The sequence below is a fragment of the Streptomyces sp. KL116D genome (assembly GCF_030766975.1).
In the GTDB taxonomy this organism is placed as follows: domain Bacteria; phylum Actinomycetota; class Actinomycetes; order Streptomycetales; family Streptomycetaceae; genus Streptomyces; species Streptomyces longispororuber_A.
Window position 1 is genome coordinate 1 of record NZ_JASERH010000027.1, and the last position, 17,485, is coordinate 17,485.

The following is a 17,485-nucleotide window of genomic DNA, read 5'->3' on the forward strand; positions in this document are numbered from 1 at the left end:
CGAGGACCGCCGCTCCGTGCCGCGTACGGCGTGTGCGACGCGTACTCCGTGTCATCGACCTGACTCCATGGGGGTTTCGGGGTGATTTTCGCCCTACGCATCCATGTACGAGTACAAAGGGGAGTCAAGCCCCCATACCGGTTTCGTCCCCGGATCGGCGTCACCCCGCTGCGCCACTCGGCCCGTTCACCGCACCGCTCGTCGACGGCATCGACCGCCTGCCGCAGACCGGCGCGCGGCATCTGGGCGCCTGCTCGGGCGTGCGTTGCCATACGCCCATGACGACGGCGCTCACGACACGTACGACACCCGAGGACGACCTCGCCGAGGTCCAGCGGGAGCACGGTGCTCCCCTCTTCTCGTTCCTGCTGCGCCTGTGCGACGGGGACCGGCAACGCGCGGAGGACCTGGTCCAGGAGACGTACGTCCGCGCCTGGCAGCATCCGGAGGCGCTCGACTCCGCGTACGAGTCGGTGCGGCCCTGGCTGTTCACGGTCGGCCGGCGGCTCGCCATCGACGCCCGGCGGGCCCGCCTCGCCCGGCCCGCCGAGGTCGGCGACGCGGTGCTGGAGAGCGCGCGGGTGTGCGCCGACCACGCCGAGCGGTCCGCGGCGGCGCTCGACGTGCGGGAGGCCGTGGCGACGCTCACCCCGGAGCACCGGGCCGTGCTCCTGGAGGTCTACTTCAAGGGCGCCAGTGTGGCGGAGGCCGCACGAGCGCTCGGGATTCCCCCCGGTACCGTGAAGTCCCGCGCGTACTACGCGTTGCGGGCGTTGCGGCGGGTACTTCCGGGTTATGCGCCTGACCTGCGGTGAAACCGTGGGCCAAGTCAAGCATCGGTAAAGCGCCTTGCTCAGCGTGCCGTTTCCTCGGTTGAGTAATCCGCTGTCCTCCCCGGCGAGTTGGACGGGTGGGGCCCGGGGGCCGGCGGATTGCACGGACCGGAGGAAGGCAGGAAGGAATGTTGCACGGGAGCCAGGACGGCGCGGCGGGCGCCGAAGGCGATGGCAGTGAACTCGTCGTCCCCATGGCGTGGTTGTACGCCGAGTACATCGCGGACGAGCTGTTGCGGACCGGGGATCTGATGCCGCCCACGTCCTTCGAGTTCCGGGCGGGACGGGACGCGCTCGCCCTGACGATCTTCCTGTCGGACGCGGGTGACGAGCTGTCCGGGATCCGGGTGGTGTCGCAGCTGGACACGTGGTCGTCGCTGACGGCCTACGACCAGCCGTGGCAGTCGTGGGTGCGCGAGCGGCTCGCGGAGCGGGAGGCCGGGGCGCGCGACGCGGGACGCCGGCCGCCCGGACTGGAGCTGGCCGTCGCGGCGTGGAGATGGCTGGAGGAGACGGAGTTACTGGCGCCCGACCTCGACGCCGTGCCCGTGCCCGACGAGGAGGACGGCCCGCAGGTGTGGACGCCGGCCTGGCAACTCGGGCTTCCCCTGGGGCACTTGGCGATCCATCTGTTCTGAACCACCGAGCGAGCGGGCGGCGGTCAGGGTGCGTACACGCCCGCCCGGTACTTGGGGATGCGGACCGTGATCTTCATCCCCGCGCCGACCTCCGTCTCGATGACGAGGCCGTACGTGTCGCCGAAGACCTGGCGCAGGCGTTCGTCGACGTTCGACAGTCCGATGCCCGTCGAGCCGTCGGCCTCGCCGCGCAGGATCGCCCGGAGCGCGTCGGGGTCCATGCCCACGCCGTCGTCCTCGATGACGACCTCCGCCTCGGCGCCCGCGTCGGTGGCGCGGATGGAGATGCGGCTGCGGGTGACGGCTCCCTCCAGACCGTGCTTCACCGCGTTCTCCACGAGGGGCTGCAGGCACAGGAACGGGAGCGTGACCGGCAGGACCTCGGGGGCGATCTGCAGGGTGACCGCGAGGCGGTCGCCGAACCGGGCGCGGACCAGCGCCAAGTACTGGTCGATGGAGTGGAGTTCGTCGGCGAGCGTGGTGAACTCGCCGTGCCGGCGGAACGAGTAGCGGGTGAAGTCGGCGAATTCCAGGAGGAGTTCGCGGGCGCGCTCCGGGTCGGTGCGGACGAAGGACGCGATCGCCGCCAGGGAGTTGAAGATGAAGTGCGGCGAGATCTGCGCCCGCAGCGCCTTGATCTCCGCTTCGATCAGACGGGTGCGGGAGCGGTCGAGCTCGGCGAGTTCGAGCTGGACCGAGACCCAGCGGGCCACCTCGTCGGCGGCGCGGGCCAGGACCGCGGACTCGCGCGGCGCGTAGGCGACGACGGCGCCCAGGACGCGGCCGTCGGCGACCACGGGGGCCGCCACCGCCCAGCGCAGCGGGCAGTCGACCGCGTCGCAGCCGCAGTCGAACGCGACGCTGCGGCCCGCGGCCAGGACCGGGGCGACCTCCTCCATCACGTACGTGGCGTGCGCCTGCTCGGCCGTGCCGTCCCAGGCGAGGACGGCCGAGCGGTTGGTGAGGGCGAGGGCGTCCGTGCCGAGGAGCGTGCGCAGCCGGCGGGCGGACTTGCGGGCGGTGTCCTCCGTGAGGCCCGCGCGCAGGGCCGGGGCGGCGAGCGAGGCGGTGTGCAGGGTTTCGAAGGTGGCGCGCTCGACCGGGGTGCCGACGTCGCTGCGGCCCGCGGGGTGGGCCGTGCGTCTGCCCACGAGGAATCCGGCGCCCAGGAGGAGGGGGCAGAGGGCGAGGAGGGTCGCCGTGACGGTGCCGGTCACTTGTGCTCCCTTCTCGCCGTGGGGCCTTGTGCTTCATCGTGGGTGCGGGTCGTGTACGGCGGGTCGCGCAGTTCCCCGCGCCCCTGGTGGCCGCCCGTGTCCGAGGCGCCGCGGCTCTGGAGGCCGGGCGGTCTCAGGGAGCCCGACCAGAGCGTCTCCGGGAGGTGCAGGCGGGTCATCGTGGCCGTCGTGTGGGTGGGGATGGCGTCGGGGGTGGCCAGGGAGACCAGGATCATCGCCAGGAAGCCGACCGGCACGGACCACACCGCGGGCCACGCCAGGAGGGTGTGCAGCCAGCCGGAGGTGGCCGCGCCGGAGACCGTCAGGGTGACCGCCAGGAGCGCCGACCCGCCGCCCAGGAACAGACCGGCCAGCGCACCGGGCGGGGTGAGCCGCCGCCACCAGATGCCGAGCACCAGGAGCGGGCAGAAGGACGAGGCGGACACCGCGAACGCCATGCCCACCGCGTCCGCCACCGGCACCCCGTCCACCAGCAGCGCGCCGCCCAGCGGGACCGCCATCGCGAGGAGCACGCCCAGCCTGAAGTGGCGGACGCCGCGCGCCGGGAGCACGTCCTGGCTGACCACCCCGGCCACCGCCATCGTCAGCCCCGACGCGGTGGACAGGAACGCGGCGAACGCGCCGCCCGCCACCAGCGCCCCCAGCAGGTCGCCCGCGACGCCGTCCACCATCCGGCCCGGCAGCAGCAGCACCGTGGCGTCCGCGTCCTGGGCGGCGGTGAGTTCGGGGGCGTAGATGCGGCCGAGCCAGCCGTACAGGGGCGGCAGGAGGTAGAACACGCCGACGAGGGCGAGGACGACGACGGTGGTGCGGCGGGCGGCCCGGCCGTTGGGGCTGGTGTAGAAGCGGACCACGACGTGCGGCAGGCCCATGGTGCCCAGGAACGTGGCGACGATCAGGCCGTACGTCGCGTAGAGCGGGTGGTCGGCGCGGCTGGTGGCCAGCGGCTGGCCCGCGCCGACGCCCGCCGACGGCAGGTCCGCCGAGGGGAACGTGGGCGGGGAACCGCCGTCCCCGCGCCAGGCCAGGACCAGGAAGAACGCGGGGACGAGCAGGGCCGTCAGCTTCAGCCAGTACTGGAAGGCCTGGACGAAGGTGATGGAGCGCATGCCGCCGGCGGCCACGGCGAGGACGACCACGGCGGCCACCAGCGCCCCGCCGAACCAGCGGGGCGCTCCGGTGAGGATCTGCAGCGTCAGGCCCGCGCCCTGGAGCTGGGGCACGAGGTAGAGCCAGCCCGCGCCCACCACGAACATGCTCACCACCCGGCGGACCTCGCGGGATTCGAGCCGGCCCTCCGCGAAGTCGGGCAGGGTGTACGCCCCCGAGCGGCGCAGCGGCGCGGCGACGAAGACCAGAAGGACCAGGTAGCCCGCCGTGTAGCCGACCGGGTACCAGAGCATGTCGGGGCCGTGCACCAGGAGCAGTCCGGCCACGCCGAGGAACGACGCCGCCGAGAGGTACTCGCCGCTGATCGCCGCCGCGTTGAGGCGGGGTCCGACCGTGCGGGACGCCACGTAGAAGTCCGACGTGGTGCGGGAGATGCGCAGGCCGAAGCCGCCGATCAGGACGGTGGCGAGGACCACGACGGCCACCGCCGGTATCGCGTAGGCCTCGTTCACTGCGGCCCGTGCTCCGGGGTGCGGCCGCGGACGAGGTCGGCGAAGTCGCGTTCGTTGCGCTCCGCCCGGCGCACGTACCACCAGGCGATGAGGACGAGGAACGGATAGCAGCCGAAGCCGAGGACCAGCCATTCGACGGGCCCGTTGCGCAGGGCGCCGAAGAACAGCGGCAGGACGGCGACCGGTACGGCGAGGACCACGAACGCGGCGATCCCGGCGCGCAGCTGGCTGCGCATGAGGGACCGCACGTAGGCCGCGCCGAGCGTCGTCTGCTCGTCGATCTCGCCCTGGGTGCGCAGGCCGGGAAGACCGGCCGCGCCGTGCACGGTGCGCGGCTCGCCGGTCACGACCTGTCGGCGCAGTTCGCTCACGGGCGGAGTGTAGGCACCAGCCGTCCGGAGAAGGAAGGGCTGGTCAGCCACTGGTCCGGCGCATCAGCAGTTCCCGGACGCGGCTGGCGTGACGGCGGCTGACGGCGATCTCGGCGGAGCCGACGCGGACGGTCATGCCGCCGCCGTCGAGCCGCAGTTCGTCGATGCGGTGCAGGGCCACGAGGTGGCTGCGGTGGACGCGGACGAAGCCGAGGGGCTGCCAGCGCTCCTCCAGGGTGGTGAGCGGGATGCGGACGAGGTGGCTGGTGCCGTCGGTGGTGTGCAGGCGCGCGTAGTCGCCCTGCGCCTCGGCGTAGGTGATGTCGCCGACCGCCACCAGGCGGGTCACGCCGCCGAGCTCGACGGGTATCCGGTCGGCGACGGTGGGCGGCGGCGGGGCGACGGCGGCGCGTTCGGCGACCCGGCGGACGGCTTCGGCGAGGCGTTCGCGGCGGACCGGTTTGAGGAGGTAGTCGACGGCCTTGAGGTCGAAGGCCTGGACGGCGAAGTCCTCGTGGGCCGTCACGAAGACGACGAGCGGGGGCCGGGCGAAGCCGGCCAGCAGCCGGGCCACGTCGAGGCCGGTGAGGCCCGCCATCTGGATGTCGAGGAAGAGCACGTCGATGGCGCCCTCGCGGCCGGGCCCGTCCTCCAGGGCGCGGCCGATCCTGCGCAGCGCCTCGGTGGCGTCCGTCGCGCCGTCCGCGCTGCGGACGCGGGGGTCGGAGCGCAGGAGGTAGAGGAGTTCGGCGAGGGCGGGTTCCTCGTCGTCGACGGCCAGTACGCGCAGCATGCGGCGGAGTGTAATCGGACGGTCGCTTGAGTGAATCGGCTGCCTCGTGCGTACCGGTGGGCGAGAGCAGGAGGAACGCATGAGGTCCCTGGAACGGCATCGCGACGCCGGCGCGTACGCGCTGGGGGTCCTCGACGCGGCGGACCGGTTCCGCTTCGAGGACCATCTGACGGAGTGCGCGGTGTGTGCGGCGTACGTGGGTGAACTGCGGCCCACCACCGGGCTGTTGACGTTGTACGCGCGGGCGACTCCACCGTGCGTCGAGCTGTTCGCGCGGCCCGCGCCGACGCTGCTCGACCGTGCGGTGGACCGGCTGGCCGTCGTGCACCGGGCGGCGCGCAGGCGGCTGTGGGGCGGGGCCGTGGCGCTGGCGCTGCTGCTGGCGGCCGGGTCCGGCGCCGTGGTCCTGTCCGGCGGCGGGGCGGGGGACGCGCCCGCGTTCACGCTGCGCGGTCGGGACGCGCGCAGCGGGGTGGCGGCGACGCTGACGGCGGACGACCGGGACTGGGGCACCCAGGTGGGGCTCGACGTACGGGATCCGGGCGGGCCCCGGGTGTGCGAGCTGGTCGCCGTGGGGCGGGACGGCGGTGAGCAGACCGTCGCCACGTGGGCGGTGCGGGGCGACCGGGTCGCGCTGGACGGCGGGGTCGCGGACCGGCCCGGCGGGATCGCGCGGTTCGAGGTGCGGGCGGTCGACGGCGAGCGGCTGCTGACGCTGCCGGTGCGCTGACCCGCCGCCCGTGGGGCGGGCGCCGCGCACCCGCTACTTCAGCAGGCGCGACATCCGCCGGTCGGCGAGGGGTTTGCCGCCCGTCTGGCAGGTGGGGCAGTACTGCAGCGAGCTGTCGCTGAAGCTGACCTCGCGGATCGTGTCGCCGCACACCGGGCACGGTTCGCCGGTCCTGCCGTGCACGCGCAGGCCGCTCTTCTTCTCGGCCTTGAGCCGGCCGGCGGCGACGCCGCGCGAGCGCTCGACGGCGTCCGTGAGGGTGGTGCGCAGCGCCTGGTAGAGGGTGTGCACGTCGACGGGCGTCAGGCTCGCCGCCAGTTTGAACGGGGACATGCGGGCCGCGTGCAGGATCTCGTCGCTGTACGCGTTCCCGATCCCGGCGATCAGCGACTGGTCGCGCAACGCGCCCTTGATCTGCCGCCGTTCGCCGTCGAGGAGCTGCGCGAACGCGGCCTCGTCGAAGTCGTCGGCGAGCGGGTCGGGGCCGAGGCGGGCGATGCCCGGTACGTCGGCGGGGTCCTGCACGACGTACACGGCGAGCTTCTTCGTGGTCCCGGCCTCGGTCAGGTCGAAGCCCTCGCCCGTCTCCAGGGCGACGCGCAGCGCCAGGGGGCCCTTGCCCGGTTTGGGCGGGCCGTCGGGGAGGCGGTCCTTCCAGTGCAGCCAGCCCGCGCGGGCCAGGTGCGTGACGAGGTGCGGGCCGCCGGTGCCACTGGTGTCGCCGGGGTCGCCGGTGTTCAGGTCGAGGAACTTGCCGTGCCGGGCGACGGCGGTGACCGTACGGCCTTCGAGGGCGGTGAGCGGCGGGTCGTACGTCTTCAGGACGCTGATCGCGACGGGCAGGACGCGGACGATCTCCCGCCCCACCAGGTGCTCGGTGAGGAAGTCCCTGAGCGCGGCGACCTCGGGCAGTTCGGGCATGCGGTCCAGCCTCTCACTCGCGTCACTCGCGTGCGGGCACGACGAACTCGCACCACACGCACTTCCCGCCGCCCCGTGCCTCCACGCCCCACACGTCGGCGAGCCGGTCGACGAGGAGCAGGCCGCGCCCGGAGACCCCGGACTCGCCGGCCTCGCGGCGGCGCGGCAGGGCGCTGGAGGAGTCCTCCACGTCGACCCTGAGTCTTCGGTCGGGGCCGGTGAGGACGCGCAGGGTCACGACGGCCGGGCCGTCGGTGTGCATGAGGGCGTTGACGATGAGTTCGTCGGCGACGAGTTCGACCTCGTCGGCGCGTTCGCGGGCGCCCCAGGCGCGCACGGCGGCGCGGATCATGTGCCGTGCGGCGCTGAGCGCCTCGGGGTCGCCGGGCGGCACGTGCTCGGTGAGCCGGCCGCCGCTCTGCGGGGCGCCGGCGCCGCGGCGGCGCAGCAGCAGGAGCGCCACGTCGTCCTCGCCGCCGCGCAGGTCGACGGAGCCGCACAGCCGGTCGGCGAGCTGGTCGATGTCGGCGGGGCCCGAGCCGATGAGGGTGGTGAGGGCCTGGAGTCCGTCGTCGAGGTCGGTGCCGGGCTGCTCGACGAGGCCGTCGGTGCACAGCAGCAGCGTTTCGCCCGGGTCGAGTTCGACGGCGGTGACCGGGTACTCCAGGCGGCGGAACTCGGCGGACAGACCCAGCGGGAGGCCGCCGTCGACGGGCACCTTGCGGCAGGTGCCGTCGGTGCGGCGCAGCAGCGGGTCGAGGTGTCCGGCGCGGACCAGCTGGACCACGCCGGTCGACAGGTCGGCCTCGGCGTACAGGCAGGTCGCGAAGCGTTCGGTGTCGAGTTCGTGGAGGAAGACGGAGGCGCGGGCCATCACGGTCGCGGGCGTGTGGCCCTCGGCGGCGTACGCGCGCAGCACGATGCGGAGCTGGCCCATGACGGCGGCGGCGTGGGTGTCGTGGCCCTGGACGTCCCCGATGACGGCGCCGACGCGGCCGCCGGGCAGCGGGATCACGTCGTACCAGTCGCCGCCGATGTCGCGGCCCAGGGACTGACCGGAAGCAGCGCGGTAGCGGACGGCGATGTCGGCGCCCGGCACGTTCGGGATGGTGCGCGGCAGCATGGCCTGCTGCAGCCCCTGCGCCAGGTCCTTCTCCTGCTCGTAGAACATGGCGCGCTGCAGGCTCTGCGCGATGCTGCTGCCGAGGGCGACGAGGACGTTGCGCTCGGACTCCCGGAAGCCCTTGCGGTCGTGGTAGAGCAGGCCGACGGCGCCGATGGGGCGGGCCTGGGCGATGAGCGGCAGGTAGGCGGCCGAGTGGATGCCGAGGTGGGTGATGTGCGGCCACAGCTCCGGGTAGGACCGCGCGAAGTCCTCGGGGGACTCGATGAAGCGCGGTTTGAGGGTGCGCACCACCTCGCTCATCGGGAACGGGTCGTCGACGCGGGTGACGTGGGTGCCCGGCACGAAGCTGCCGGAGGGGCCTTCGGCGACGAGGTGGATGCGGCCGGCCCGGACGAGGCCCATCACGAAGCTGGTCGCGCCGAGGTGTTCGACGCCGTGGGTCTCGCGGAGCACGTCGATGACGTCCCGGACGGTGCGGGCGTGCGCGAGGGCGGCGGTGGTGTTCTGCACGACGCTGGTCTCGCGGCGGCGGACGGCCTCGCGGGCGGTGCGCTCGTGCTGGACGGTGGCGTCGTTGAGCTCGTCGGTGGCGTCGCGGACGATGCCGACGATGCGGCGCGGGTGGCCGTGCTCGTCGCGCCGGATGTAGCCGCGGGTGTGGGTCCAGCGCATCCGGCCCTCGCGGGTGCGGATGCGGAAATAGGCGCCGTAGTTCTCCTCGCCGTTCTTCAGGGCCTGGGCGACGAGGGCGTCGAGGCGGCCGCCCTCCGCGGGCGGGACGCGCAGGGCGAGGGTCTCGGGGCGGTCGTCGTACTCCTCGGGCGTGATGTCGAAGACCTCGTAGGCCTGCGCGTCCATGTGCATCAGGCCGGTGGAGAGGTCCCATTCGAAGCTGCCCATGCGCAGGCCGCGCCCGTAGGCCTCCAGGAATCCGCGCGAGGGGTCGTCAGGGCGCTCCCCGGCTGGGGGGTCCCCGGGCTCCTCGGCGCCCCCGCTACCCGCGTCCATAGGGCCACGCTAGGCGCAGGTCCAGGGGGCCGCACGCGGACGTCAATCGCCCTCCGTCGTCGCCGTGTCGTCCGTGGCGTCGGGGATCAGTCCGCCGCTGTCGGGCTGGTCGGGGCTGTCCGGGACGAGATCGGGGCCGGTGTCCGGGCCGGATCCGGTGTCGGTGCCTTCGGGGGACGTGTCCTGCGGGACGTCCGTGGTGTCGTCGGGCGGCGTCATCGGGTCGCTGTCGGGCGCGGTCGGCGTGTCCGGTGGGCTGGTGGCCGGGTCCGGTGTGGTCGGCGTGGCGCTCGTGGGCGTCGGGGTCGGGCAGCCGGACGGCCAGGGGGACGGGGTGCCGGTGGGGGTGCCGTCGGGGCCGGTCGCGGTGGGGGTCGGGCAGTCCGTGCCGGAGGGGTCCTCGTCGGGCGAGCTCGGGCCGGTGCCGGAGTCGCTCGGGCCGGGGCTCTGCGAGGTGTCGTCCGGGTCGGGGGACGGCGGCGGGGTGGGCGTGGGGGTGGGCGGCGGGACCGGGCGGTCCTTGTGGCCGTCGTCGCCGATCGTCCGCTCGATCCAGGTGTTGTTGACGATGTTGATGAGGGTGATGTTCTGGATGACCGTCGGCGCCGGGGTCACCACGACGACCTGGGTGGGCCGGTAGCCGCTCCACGCCTGGCCCTGGTGGTTCGGGGTGCCGCGGAGCGCGACGGGCGGCTTGAGCGGGTTGCCGCAGGCGCAGCGCACGCGGGGCATGCCGCGCTCGTCGACGAGGACCGCGGTGCCGGCCTGGAGCACGGACTGGAACGTGGTGGCGTGGCCGTCGCGGTAGCCGTGGTTGGTGACGCGGGTGTCGCCGCGCAGCACGACGGAGGTGAGTCCGCGCAGGTAGGCGGGGATGCCGGCGCGGGAGGTGCCGGACGCCTCGGCGAACGCGCCGGCCTTGGCGCGGTCGGCGGTGAGGAAGCGGATCTGCTGCTCGACGTCGCAGCTGCCGACGGCGTGGGTGCCGCCGTAGAGGCCGGGGGTCGCGCCGGAGATCTCGCGGACGCCCTGGGCGGTGGGCGTGCCGGTCGGCGACGGTTGCGGCGTTCGGGTGACGGGCGCGGGGCTCGCGTCGGAGGTGGCGGTGGAGTCGGTGAACGGGTCGGGGCCCTGGGCGGCGACCGGCTGGAGGAACAGCTCGCCCTTGCCGTCGGCGGCGCTCTTGTCCCCGTCGCCCGAGCATCCGGCGAGCAGCAGCGCCGCGGATATCCCGAGGGCCGTGACGTACGTTCTGGTCCTGGTCCGTGCGTGCACGTGCTCTCCCGCCTGCGTAGCGAAACTATGCACCTATTGTCCGGAGTGTCGTTCCAGGGCCCGCAAGTCGTGACCTTGTCGCGGAGAGGGGCCCACACTGAGGGGGTGGACTGGTTCGGAGCTTCCGGTCAGTGGCTCGGCCGCCTGGTGTTCCAGCGCGGTCTCGCGGCGCTGTACCTGGTCGCGTTCGCCGGCGCCGCGCTCCAGTTCCGGGCGCTGATCGGGGAGCGCGGGATGCTGCCGGTGCCGCGGTTCCTGGCGCGGGTGCCGTGGCGGCGGGCGCCGACGCTGTTCCGCGTGCACTACTCGGACCGGTTCTTCGCGGTCTGCGCGTGGACCGGCGCGGCGGTCGCGGCGGCGCTGCTGGCGGGGGCGGACGGGCTGCTGCCGCTGTGGGGCGCGATGCTGCTGTGGCTGGTGCCGTGGGCGCTGTACCTGTCGATCGTGAACGTCGGCCAGACCTGGTACGGCTTCGGCTGGGAGTCGCTGCTCCTGGAGGTCGGCTTCCTCGCCGTGTTCCTCGGCAACGACGAGGTGGCGCCGCCGGTCCTGGTGCTGTTCCTGCTGCGCTGGGTGCTGTTCCGGCTTGAGTTCGGCGCGGGTCTGATCAAGATGCGGGGCGACGCCTGCTGGCGGAAGCTGACGTGTCTGTACTTCCATCACGAGACGCAGCCGATGCCGGGCCCGCTCAGCTGGTTCTTCCACCACCTGCCGCGCCCGCTGCACCGGGTGGAGGCCGCGGCCAACCACGTGACCCAGCTCGTCGTCCCGTTCCTGCTGTTCGCCCCGCAGCCGGTCGCGACGGCGGCGGCCGCGCTGATGATCGTCACCCAGTTGTGGCTGGTCCTGTCGGGGAACTTCGCGTGGCTGAACTGGCTGACGGTCGTCCTGGCCGCGTCCGTCCTCGACCTCGGCGTCCCGCACCCGGCACCGGAGCCGTCCGCTCCCCCGCTCTGGTACGAGGTCCTGGTCCTGGCCCTCACGGTGGCGGTGGCCGTCCTCAGCCACCGGCCCGTCCGCAACCTGTTCTCCCGGCGCCAGTCGATGAACCGGTCCTACGACTCGCTGCACCTGGTCAACACGTACGGGGCGTTCGGCACGGTCGGCCGGGTCCGGCAGGAGATCGTGATCGAGGGCACGGCGGACGAGGTGCCGCGCCGTGATTCCGACTGGCGGGCCTACGAGTTCCGGGGCAAGCCCGGTGACCCGCGCCGCCTGCCGCGCCAGTTCGCTCCGTACCACCTGCGGCTCGACTGGATGATGTGGTTCGCCGCCCTGTCGCCCGCGTACGCCCGCTCCTGGTTCGAGCCGTTCGTCGAGCGGCTCCTGGCGGGCGACCGGGACACGCTGCGGCTGCTGCGGCACTGTCCGTTCCCGGACGCGCCGCCCGTGCACGTCCGGGCGCGCGTGTACCGCTACCGGTACACGACGTGGCGGGAGCTGCGGGCGACCGGCGCGTGGTGGGAGCGGACCTACGTGCGCGAGTTCCTGCCGCCGACCCGGCTGAGGTAGACGCGGCGTGCCGTACCGGCGAAGACGTCCTCGTCCGCCCCGCCCGCCAACGCGCGTGCGCTGTCCAGGACTTGCTCGTACGAGGCGGCGAGGGTGCACACGGGCCAGTCCGAGCCGAACAGGACGCGCTCGGGCCCGAAGGCGGCCAGGACCGTGTCCGCGTAGGGCCGCAGGTCGTCGACGGTCCACCGCTCCCAGTCGGCCTCCGTGACCAGGCCGGAGAGTTTGCAGTACGTGTTGGGGAGGGCGGCCAGGGCCCGTACGTCGGTGCGCCAGGGTTCGAGTGCGCCCGACGCGATCGGCGGCTTGCCCAGGTGGTCGAGGACGAGGGTGAGTTCGGGGTGGTTGCGGGCGGCCTGCACGCAGGCGGGCAGCTGGTGGGGCAGCACGACGAGGTCGTACACGAGGTCCTGCCGGGCGACGGCGGCGAGGCCGCGGCGCACGTCGGGGCGGAGCAGCCACTCGGGGTCGGCCTCCCCCTGGACCTGGTGACGGATGCCCACCAGGTGTTCCCCGCCCGGGAGTGCGCGCAGCCGGTCCAGTTCGTCGGCGACACCGGGGGCGGTCAGGTCGGTCCAGCCGACGACGCCCGCCACGAGGTCGCTGCGCCCGGCGAGCGCGAGGAACTCGGGGGTCTCCTCGGCGACGGTGACCGTCTGCACGAGGACGGTGGCCGTGACGCCCGCGGCCCGGGCCTCGGGGGCGAGGTCGTCGAGGGTGAAGTCGCGTCGGATCGGATCGAGTTCGGCTCCGGTGATCCAGTCCTGGTCGCGGACGGAGAGGTCCCAGACGTGGTGGTGCGCGTCGACGATCCCCGTCACGGCAGCTCCCAGACCACGGGCAGGCCGGCGTCGGCGCCCTCGGCGGAGTAGTCGTGGACGACGTCCTGGAGTCCGGCCATCCGGGTCTGCCATGCGGTGTTCACCGGCAGCGCGTCGAGTTCGGCGAGCAGCCGGGCGTAGTCCTCGCACTCCAGGACGTGGAACAGGTCCGTGCCGCTGCGCCAGATCGTCCAGCGGGTGGCCCCGGCGGCCCGGATGGCGGCCACGAGTTCGGCGGGGACCTCCCGGTGGGCGGCCTCGTACTCCTCGACGCGGTCGGCACGGACCGTGGTGTGCAGGGCGACTCTCACGCGTGGTTCTCCCGTTCGGGGGTGGGGACGTCGGCGGCCAGCAGGTGCAGGGCACGGGCCTCCTGCCAGAACTCGGCGGGCACCGGTGTCTCGAACTGCTGGACCGTGTCGGCGACTTCGGCCGCGGAGCGGGTGCCGACGAGGACGCTGGTGACGGCCGGGTGTCCGAAGGGGAAGGCGAGGGCGGCGGCCCGCAGCGTGGTGCCGTGCCGCTCGGCGAGCTCCTTCAGCTTCAGGGCGCGGGTGAGGACTTCGTGCGACGCGAGGGTGTAGTCGAACGTGGCGCCCTGCTTCGGGTCGGCGAGCAGCCCCGAGTTGAAGACGCCGCCGATGACGACGGAGGCGCCGCGCTCGGCGGCCGCCGGCAGCAGCCGTGTCAGCGCCCCCTGGTCGAGCAGGCTGTACCGGCCGGCGCACAGCACCACGTCGACGTCGGTGTCGCGGACGAACCGGGTCAGCATCCCGGCCTGGTTCATGCCCGCGCCGATGGCCGACACGAGGCCCTCGCCACGCAGCCGTTCCAGCTCCGGGTAGGCCTCGCCGAAGGCCTGCTCGGCGTGGTCGTCGGGGTCGTGCAGGTAGACCACGTCGATCCGGTCGAGGCCGAGCCGGCCGAGGCTGTCCTCGATGGAGCGGCGCACCCCGGCGGCGCTGAAGTCCCACACGCGCCGGTACGCGGCCGGGACCGCGAAGCCGCCGGCCCGGTCCTCGCCCTTGCCGTCGTGCGGTTCGAGGAGCCGGCCGACCTTGGTGGACAGCGTGTAGGAGGTGCTGGGCCTGCTGCGCAGGTACTCGCCGACGCGCCGCTCGGACAGGCCGATGCCGTAGTGCGGCGCGGTGTCGAAGTAGCGCATGCCCGCGTCCCAGGCCGCGTCGACGGCGGCGTACGCCTCGTCGTCGCGGACCGGGGTGAACAGGTTGCCGATGCCGGCGGCGCCGAAGCCGAGTTCGGTGACCGGGACGCCGCTGCGGCCCAGTTTCCGGGTCCGCACGGCGCTCACTGCCCTTCGGGGCGCAGGCGCAGGCCCTGCATGCCGCCGTCGACGGCGAGCGCGGTGCCGGTGGTGGCGCCGGACAGCGGGCTCGCCAGGTAGGCGACGGCGCCCGCGACCTCGTCGGCGGAGACCAGGCGGCCGGTGGGCTGGCGGGCTTCGAGTGCGGCGCGTTCGGCGGCCGGGTCGTCGGCCCGGTCGAGGAGCCGGCCGACCCACGGGGTGTCCGCGGTACCGGGGTTGACGCAGTTGACGCGGATGCCCTCGCGTATGTGGTCGGCGGCCATGGCGAGGGTGAGCGAGTACACGGCGCCCTTGGACGCGGAGTACAGGGCGCGCTGCGGGAGGCCCGCGGTGGCGGCGATGGAGCAGGTGTTGACGATGGCGGCCCGGCCGGACGCGCGCAGGGCCGGCAGCGCGGCACGGGCGACGCGCACCATGCCGACGACGTTGACGTCGAGGACGCGGTGCCATTCGGCGTCGTCGTTGTCGGCGACGGTGCCCTGGGCGCCGATGCCCGCGTTGTTGACGAGGACGTCGAGTCCGCCGAGGTCCGCGACGGCGGCGGCCACGGCGGTCCGTACGGTCGCGTCGTCGGTGACGTCGGCGGTGTAGCCGCGCAGCGGCTTCTCCACGGCGGAGACGTCGAGGTCGAGGACGGCGACCTCGGCACCGCGCGCCGCGAGCAGGTCGGCGGTGGCCCGGCCGAGGCCGGAGGCGCCGCCGGTGACGAGGGCCTTGAGGCCGGTGAAGTCGGCGGGGTCGGTCATGCTGCGGCTCCGTTCGTGTGCGGTTCTGCGGTGGCGCGGTCAGCGAGGTCCTTGGTCCAGAACTCGCCGTCGGGGTACGTGAACTCGGCGATCGACTCGGGCCGCATCTCGGCGGAGAAACCGGGCGCGGCCGGGGCCGTGTAGTGACCCTCGCGGATGACGACCGGGTCGAGGAAGTGGTCGTGCAGATGGTCGACGTACTCGATGACGCGGTCGTCGGTCGTGCCGGTCACGGCGACGTAGTCGAACATCGACAGGTGCTGGACGAGTTCGCACAGGCCGACGCCACCGGCGTGCGGGCAGACGGGGACGCCGAACCTGGCGGCGAGCAGCAGGATCGCGAGGTTCTCGTTGACGCCGCCGACGCGGGCGGCGTCGATCTGCAGGACGTCGATGGCACCGGCCTGGAGGAGTTGCTTGAAGACGATGCGGTTCTGGACGTGCTCGCCGGTGGCGACCTTCACGGGGGCGACGTCCTTGCGGATCGCGGCGTGCCCGAGGACGTCGTCGGGGCTGGTCGGCTCCTCCACCCAGTACGGGTCGAAGTCGGCGAGCGCGCGGGTCCAGCGGATCGCCTCGTCGACGTTCCAGCGCTGGTTGGCGTCGATGGCCATCCGGATGTCGGGGCCGATGACCTCGCGGGCGGTGCGGCAGCGACGGATGTCGTCGTCGAGGTCGGCGCCGACCTTCAGCTTGATCTGGGTGAAGCCGTCGGCGACGGCCTGCCGGGCGAGGCGGGTGAGCTTCTCGTCGGAGTAGCCGAGCCAGCCGGGCGAGGTGGTGTAGCCGGGGTAGCCGCGCTCCAGGAGGCGGGCGGTGCGGCCGGTGGCGCCGCGGCGGCCCGACTCCAGGATCTCCAGGGCCTGTTCGGGGCTGAGCGCGTCGGCGATGTACCGGAAGTCGATCTGCGACACCAGCCACTCGGGTTCGGCCTCGGCGAGCAGCCGCCACAGCGGTTTGGCCGCGCGCTTGGCCGCGAGGTCCCAGACCGCGTTGACGACGGCGCCGATCGCCATGTGCATCACGCCCTTCTCGGGCCCGAGCCACCGCAGCTGGCTGTCGCCGACCAGGTCGCGGTTGAGGCTGCCCGGGTCGGCGCACAGCTCGTCGACGGGGCGGCCGACGACGTGATGGCGCAGCGCGTTGATCGCGGCGACCTGCACGTCGTTGCCGCGGCCGATGGTGAACGTGAAGCCGTGCCCCTCGTGCCCGTCGGGGTCGTCGGTGCGCAGCACGACGTACGCGGCGGAGTAGTCGGGGTCCGGGTTCATGGCGTCGGAGCCGTCCAGTTCCCGGGAGGTCGGGAACCGGATGTCGTAGGTGTCGACCGCGGTGACGCGTGAACGAGAGGGGGTCGGGGTCACGGGATGCCTTTCGGGCAGGGGGCCGCCTGCGCGGCCGCGGTGGTGGCGTCAGTCCTGGGCGCGGCCGGTGGTGACGCGGGCGATCATCAGGGCGAGCAGGATGATTCCGCCGTAGATGGCCTGGATCCAGAAGGACGGCACCTGGGCGAGGGTGAGCAGGTTCTGGACGACGCCGAGCAGCAGGACACCGGTGAGGGCGCCGAACATGGTGCCCTTGCCGCCGTCGAGGCTGATGCCGCCGATGACCGCCGCGGCGAACACCGTGAAGATCATGTTGTTGCCCTGGTTGGCGCTGATGGCGCCGACGTAGCCGGTCTGCATGATGCCGCCGACCGAGGCGAGGACTCCGGCGACGACGAACACGCCGAGCATGACCCGCTCGACGCGGATGCCGGCGGCGCGGGCGGCGTCGGCGTTGCCGCCGATCGCGTACAGGGCGCGGCCCACCCGGTGGTACTTGAGGATCACGCCGGCGACGCCGAAGCAGACGGCGGCGAGCCACACCGACATGGGGATGCGCAGGAACGTGGTCGTGGCGAGGGAGAAGAAGGCGTCCGGCATGCCGAAGAGGGTCTTGCCCTTGGTCGCGCCGACGAGCAGGCCGCGCAGCACGATCAGCATGGCGAGCGTCACGATGAAGGCGTTCAGTTTCAGCTTCACGACGAGGACGCCGTTGAACGCGCCGATGACCGCGCCCGCGACGAGGACCGCCAACAGGGCGAGCGCGGAAGGGAATTCGGTGCCGAAGCCGGACTGGGCCACCGGGAGGACGAGCAGGGCGCCGAAGGCCGGGGCGATACCCACGACCGATTCGAGCGACAGGTCGAACTTGCCGGTGATCAGGACGAGGGACTCGGCCAGGACGACCATCGCCAGGGCGGCGGAGGCGCCGAGGATGGAGATGAGGTTGCGCTCGGTGAGGAAGCTGTCGTTGACGATCGCGCCGAGGATCATGAGCAGCAGCAGGGCCGGTACGAGCGCGAGTTCGCGGGCGCGGCGCAGCATCACGTTCTTGGCGGAGGCGGTCGCCGCGGTGGGGCGGGGGCCGGTGGTCGGGGTCGAGGCCGACGGGGCCTTGATGTCAGCCATGGTGGGCTCCTTGGCGCCTGGTCGCCGTGGGGGTCTGGTGTCGTCGGGCGGGTGCGGGTGCGCTGTGGTTG

The 17,485-nt window shown here is 73.4% G+C and carries 17 protein-coding genes; 4 read left to right on the forward strand and 13 right to left on the reverse strand.

Features of this window, described 5'->3' with window-relative positions; all coding sequences use genetic code 11:
- Positions 1 to 278: 278 nt before the first annotated feature.
- Complete coding sequence (locus RBJ77_RS08660) at positions 279 to 815, forward strand: sigma-70 family RNA polymerase sigma factor (protein ID WP_255978220.1); 537 nt, start codon at positions 279 to 281, stop codon at positions 813 to 815.
- Positions 816 to 961: 146 nt separating this feature from the next.
- Positions 962 to 1,471 carry a hypothetical protein gene (locus RBJ77_RS08665; RefSeq protein WP_372344396.1) on the forward strand — a complete coding sequence of 170 codons (510 nt, stop codon included), beginning with the start codon at positions 962 to 964 and terminating at the stop codon, positions 1,469 to 1,471.
- Between the two features lie 23 nt (positions 1,472 to 1,494).
- Here RBJ77_RS08665 and RBJ77_RS08670 read toward each other — a convergent pair whose 3' ends face one another.
- The 4 genes from RBJ77_RS08670 to RBJ77_RS08685 form a co-directional block, all read right to left on the reverse strand.
- A complete protein-coding gene (locus tag RBJ77_RS08670; RefSeq protein ID WP_372344397.1) occupies positions 1,495 to 2,688 on the reverse strand; it encodes a sensor histidine kinase in 1,194 nt (397 codons plus the stop codon).
- On the reverse strand, positions 2,685 to 4,331 hold the full coding sequence (locus RBJ77_RS08675) for a cation acetate symporter (protein ID WP_372344398.1): 1,647 nt from the start codon (positions 4,329 to 4,331) through the stop codon (positions 2,685 to 2,687). Before RBJ77_RS08675 ends, RBJ77_RS08670 begins: the two co-directional genes overlap by 4 nt.
- Complete coding sequence (locus RBJ77_RS08680; protein ID WP_255978240.1) at positions 4,328 to 4,678, reverse strand: hypothetical protein; 351 nt, start codon at positions 4,676 to 4,678, stop codon at positions 4,328 to 4,330. Before RBJ77_RS08680 ends, RBJ77_RS08675 begins: the two co-directional genes overlap by 4 nt.
- A 67-nt stretch (positions 4,679 to 4,745) precedes the next feature.
- Complete coding sequence (locus RBJ77_RS08685) at positions 4,746 to 5,495, reverse strand: LytR/AlgR family response regulator transcription factor (protein WP_372344399.1); 750 nt, start codon at positions 5,493 to 5,495, stop codon at positions 4,746 to 4,748.
- Between the two features lie 79 nt (positions 5,496 to 5,574).
- Between RBJ77_RS08685 and RBJ77_RS08690 the strand changes: the two genes are divergently transcribed.
- Positions 5,575 to 6,225, forward strand: coding sequence for a zf-HC2 domain-containing protein (locus RBJ77_RS08690; RefSeq protein WP_372344400.1), 651 nt, complete (start codon positions 5,575 to 5,577; stop codon positions 6,223 to 6,225).
- Between the two features lie 33 nt (positions 6,226 to 6,258).
- Here the strand turns inward: RBJ77_RS08690 and RBJ77_RS08695 are convergent, their stop codons facing one another.
- The 3 genes from RBJ77_RS08695 to RBJ77_RS08705 are packed head-to-tail and all read right to left on the reverse strand — an operon-like array spanning position 6,259 to position 10,555.
- Positions 6,259 to 7,146, reverse strand: coding sequence for an Fpg/Nei family DNA glycosylase (locus RBJ77_RS08695; RefSeq protein WP_372344401.1), 888 nt, complete (start codon positions 7,144 to 7,146; stop codon positions 6,259 to 6,261).
- 22 nt (positions 7,147 to 7,168) lie between these two features.
- The gene (locus tag RBJ77_RS08700; protein ID WP_372344402.1) at positions 7,169 to 9,280 is read right to left on the reverse strand and encodes a SpoIIE family protein phosphatase; all 2,112 of its coding nucleotides are present in this window, start codon (positions 9,278 to 9,280) and stop codon (positions 7,169 to 7,171) included.
- Positions 9,281 to 9,322: 42 nt separating this feature from the next.
- The gene (locus RBJ77_RS08705) at positions 9,323 to 10,555 is read right to left on the reverse strand and encodes a DUF6777 domain-containing protein (RefSeq protein ID WP_372344403.1); all 1,233 of its coding nucleotides are present in this window, start codon (positions 10,553 to 10,555) and stop codon (positions 9,323 to 9,325) included.
- 105 nt (positions 10,556 to 10,660) lie between these two features.
- Here RBJ77_RS08705 and RBJ77_RS08710 point away from each other — a divergent pair, with 105 nt between their 5' ends.
- Positions 10,661 to 12,067, forward strand: coding sequence for a lipase maturation factor family protein (locus RBJ77_RS08710; RefSeq protein WP_372344404.1), 1,407 nt, complete (start codon positions 10,661 to 10,663; stop codon positions 12,065 to 12,067).
- Here RBJ77_RS08710 and RBJ77_RS08715 read toward each other — a convergent pair.
- The 6 genes from RBJ77_RS08715 to RBJ77_RS08740 are packed head-to-tail and all read right to left on the reverse strand — an operon-like array spanning position 12,028 to position 17,414.
- Positions 12,028 to 12,888: an amidohydrolase gene (locus RBJ77_RS08715; RefSeq protein ID WP_372344405.1), complete on the reverse strand. Its 861-nt coding sequence runs from the start codon at positions 12,886 to 12,888 to the stop codon at positions 12,028 to 12,030. The genes RBJ77_RS08710 and RBJ77_RS08715 overlap by 40 nt on opposite strands.
- On the reverse strand, positions 12,885 to 13,199 hold the full coding sequence (locus RBJ77_RS08720; protein ID WP_372344406.1) for an L-rhamnose mutarotase: 315 nt from the start codon (positions 13,197 to 13,199) through the stop codon (positions 12,885 to 12,887). Before RBJ77_RS08720 ends, RBJ77_RS08715 begins: the two co-directional genes overlap by 4 nt.
- Positions 13,196 to 14,191, reverse strand: a complete 996-nt coding sequence (locus RBJ77_RS08725; RefSeq protein WP_372344407.1) for an aldo/keto reductase — start codon at positions 14,189 to 14,191, stop codon at positions 13,196 to 13,198. The genes RBJ77_RS08720 and RBJ77_RS08725 overlap by 4 nt, the downstream gene beginning before the upstream one ends.
- 5 nt (positions 14,192 to 14,196) lie before the next feature.
- Positions 14,197 to 14,961, reverse strand: a complete 765-nt coding sequence (locus RBJ77_RS08730; protein WP_372344408.1) for an SDR family NAD(P)-dependent oxidoreductase — start codon at positions 14,959 to 14,961, stop codon at positions 14,197 to 14,199.
- Positions 14,958 to 16,325, reverse strand: a complete 1,368-nt coding sequence (locus RBJ77_RS08735) for an L-fuconate dehydratase (RefSeq protein ID WP_372344409.1) — start codon at positions 16,323 to 16,325, stop codon at positions 14,958 to 14,960. The genes RBJ77_RS08730 and RBJ77_RS08735 overlap by 4 nt, the downstream gene beginning before the upstream one ends.
- Positions 16,326 to 16,373: 48 nt before the next feature.
- Entirely contained in the window at positions 16,374 to 17,414 is a 1,041-nt protein-coding gene (locus RBJ77_RS08740; protein WP_255978255.1) for an ABC transporter permease, read from the reverse strand.
- Positions 17,415 to 17,485 lie beyond the last annotated feature (71 nt).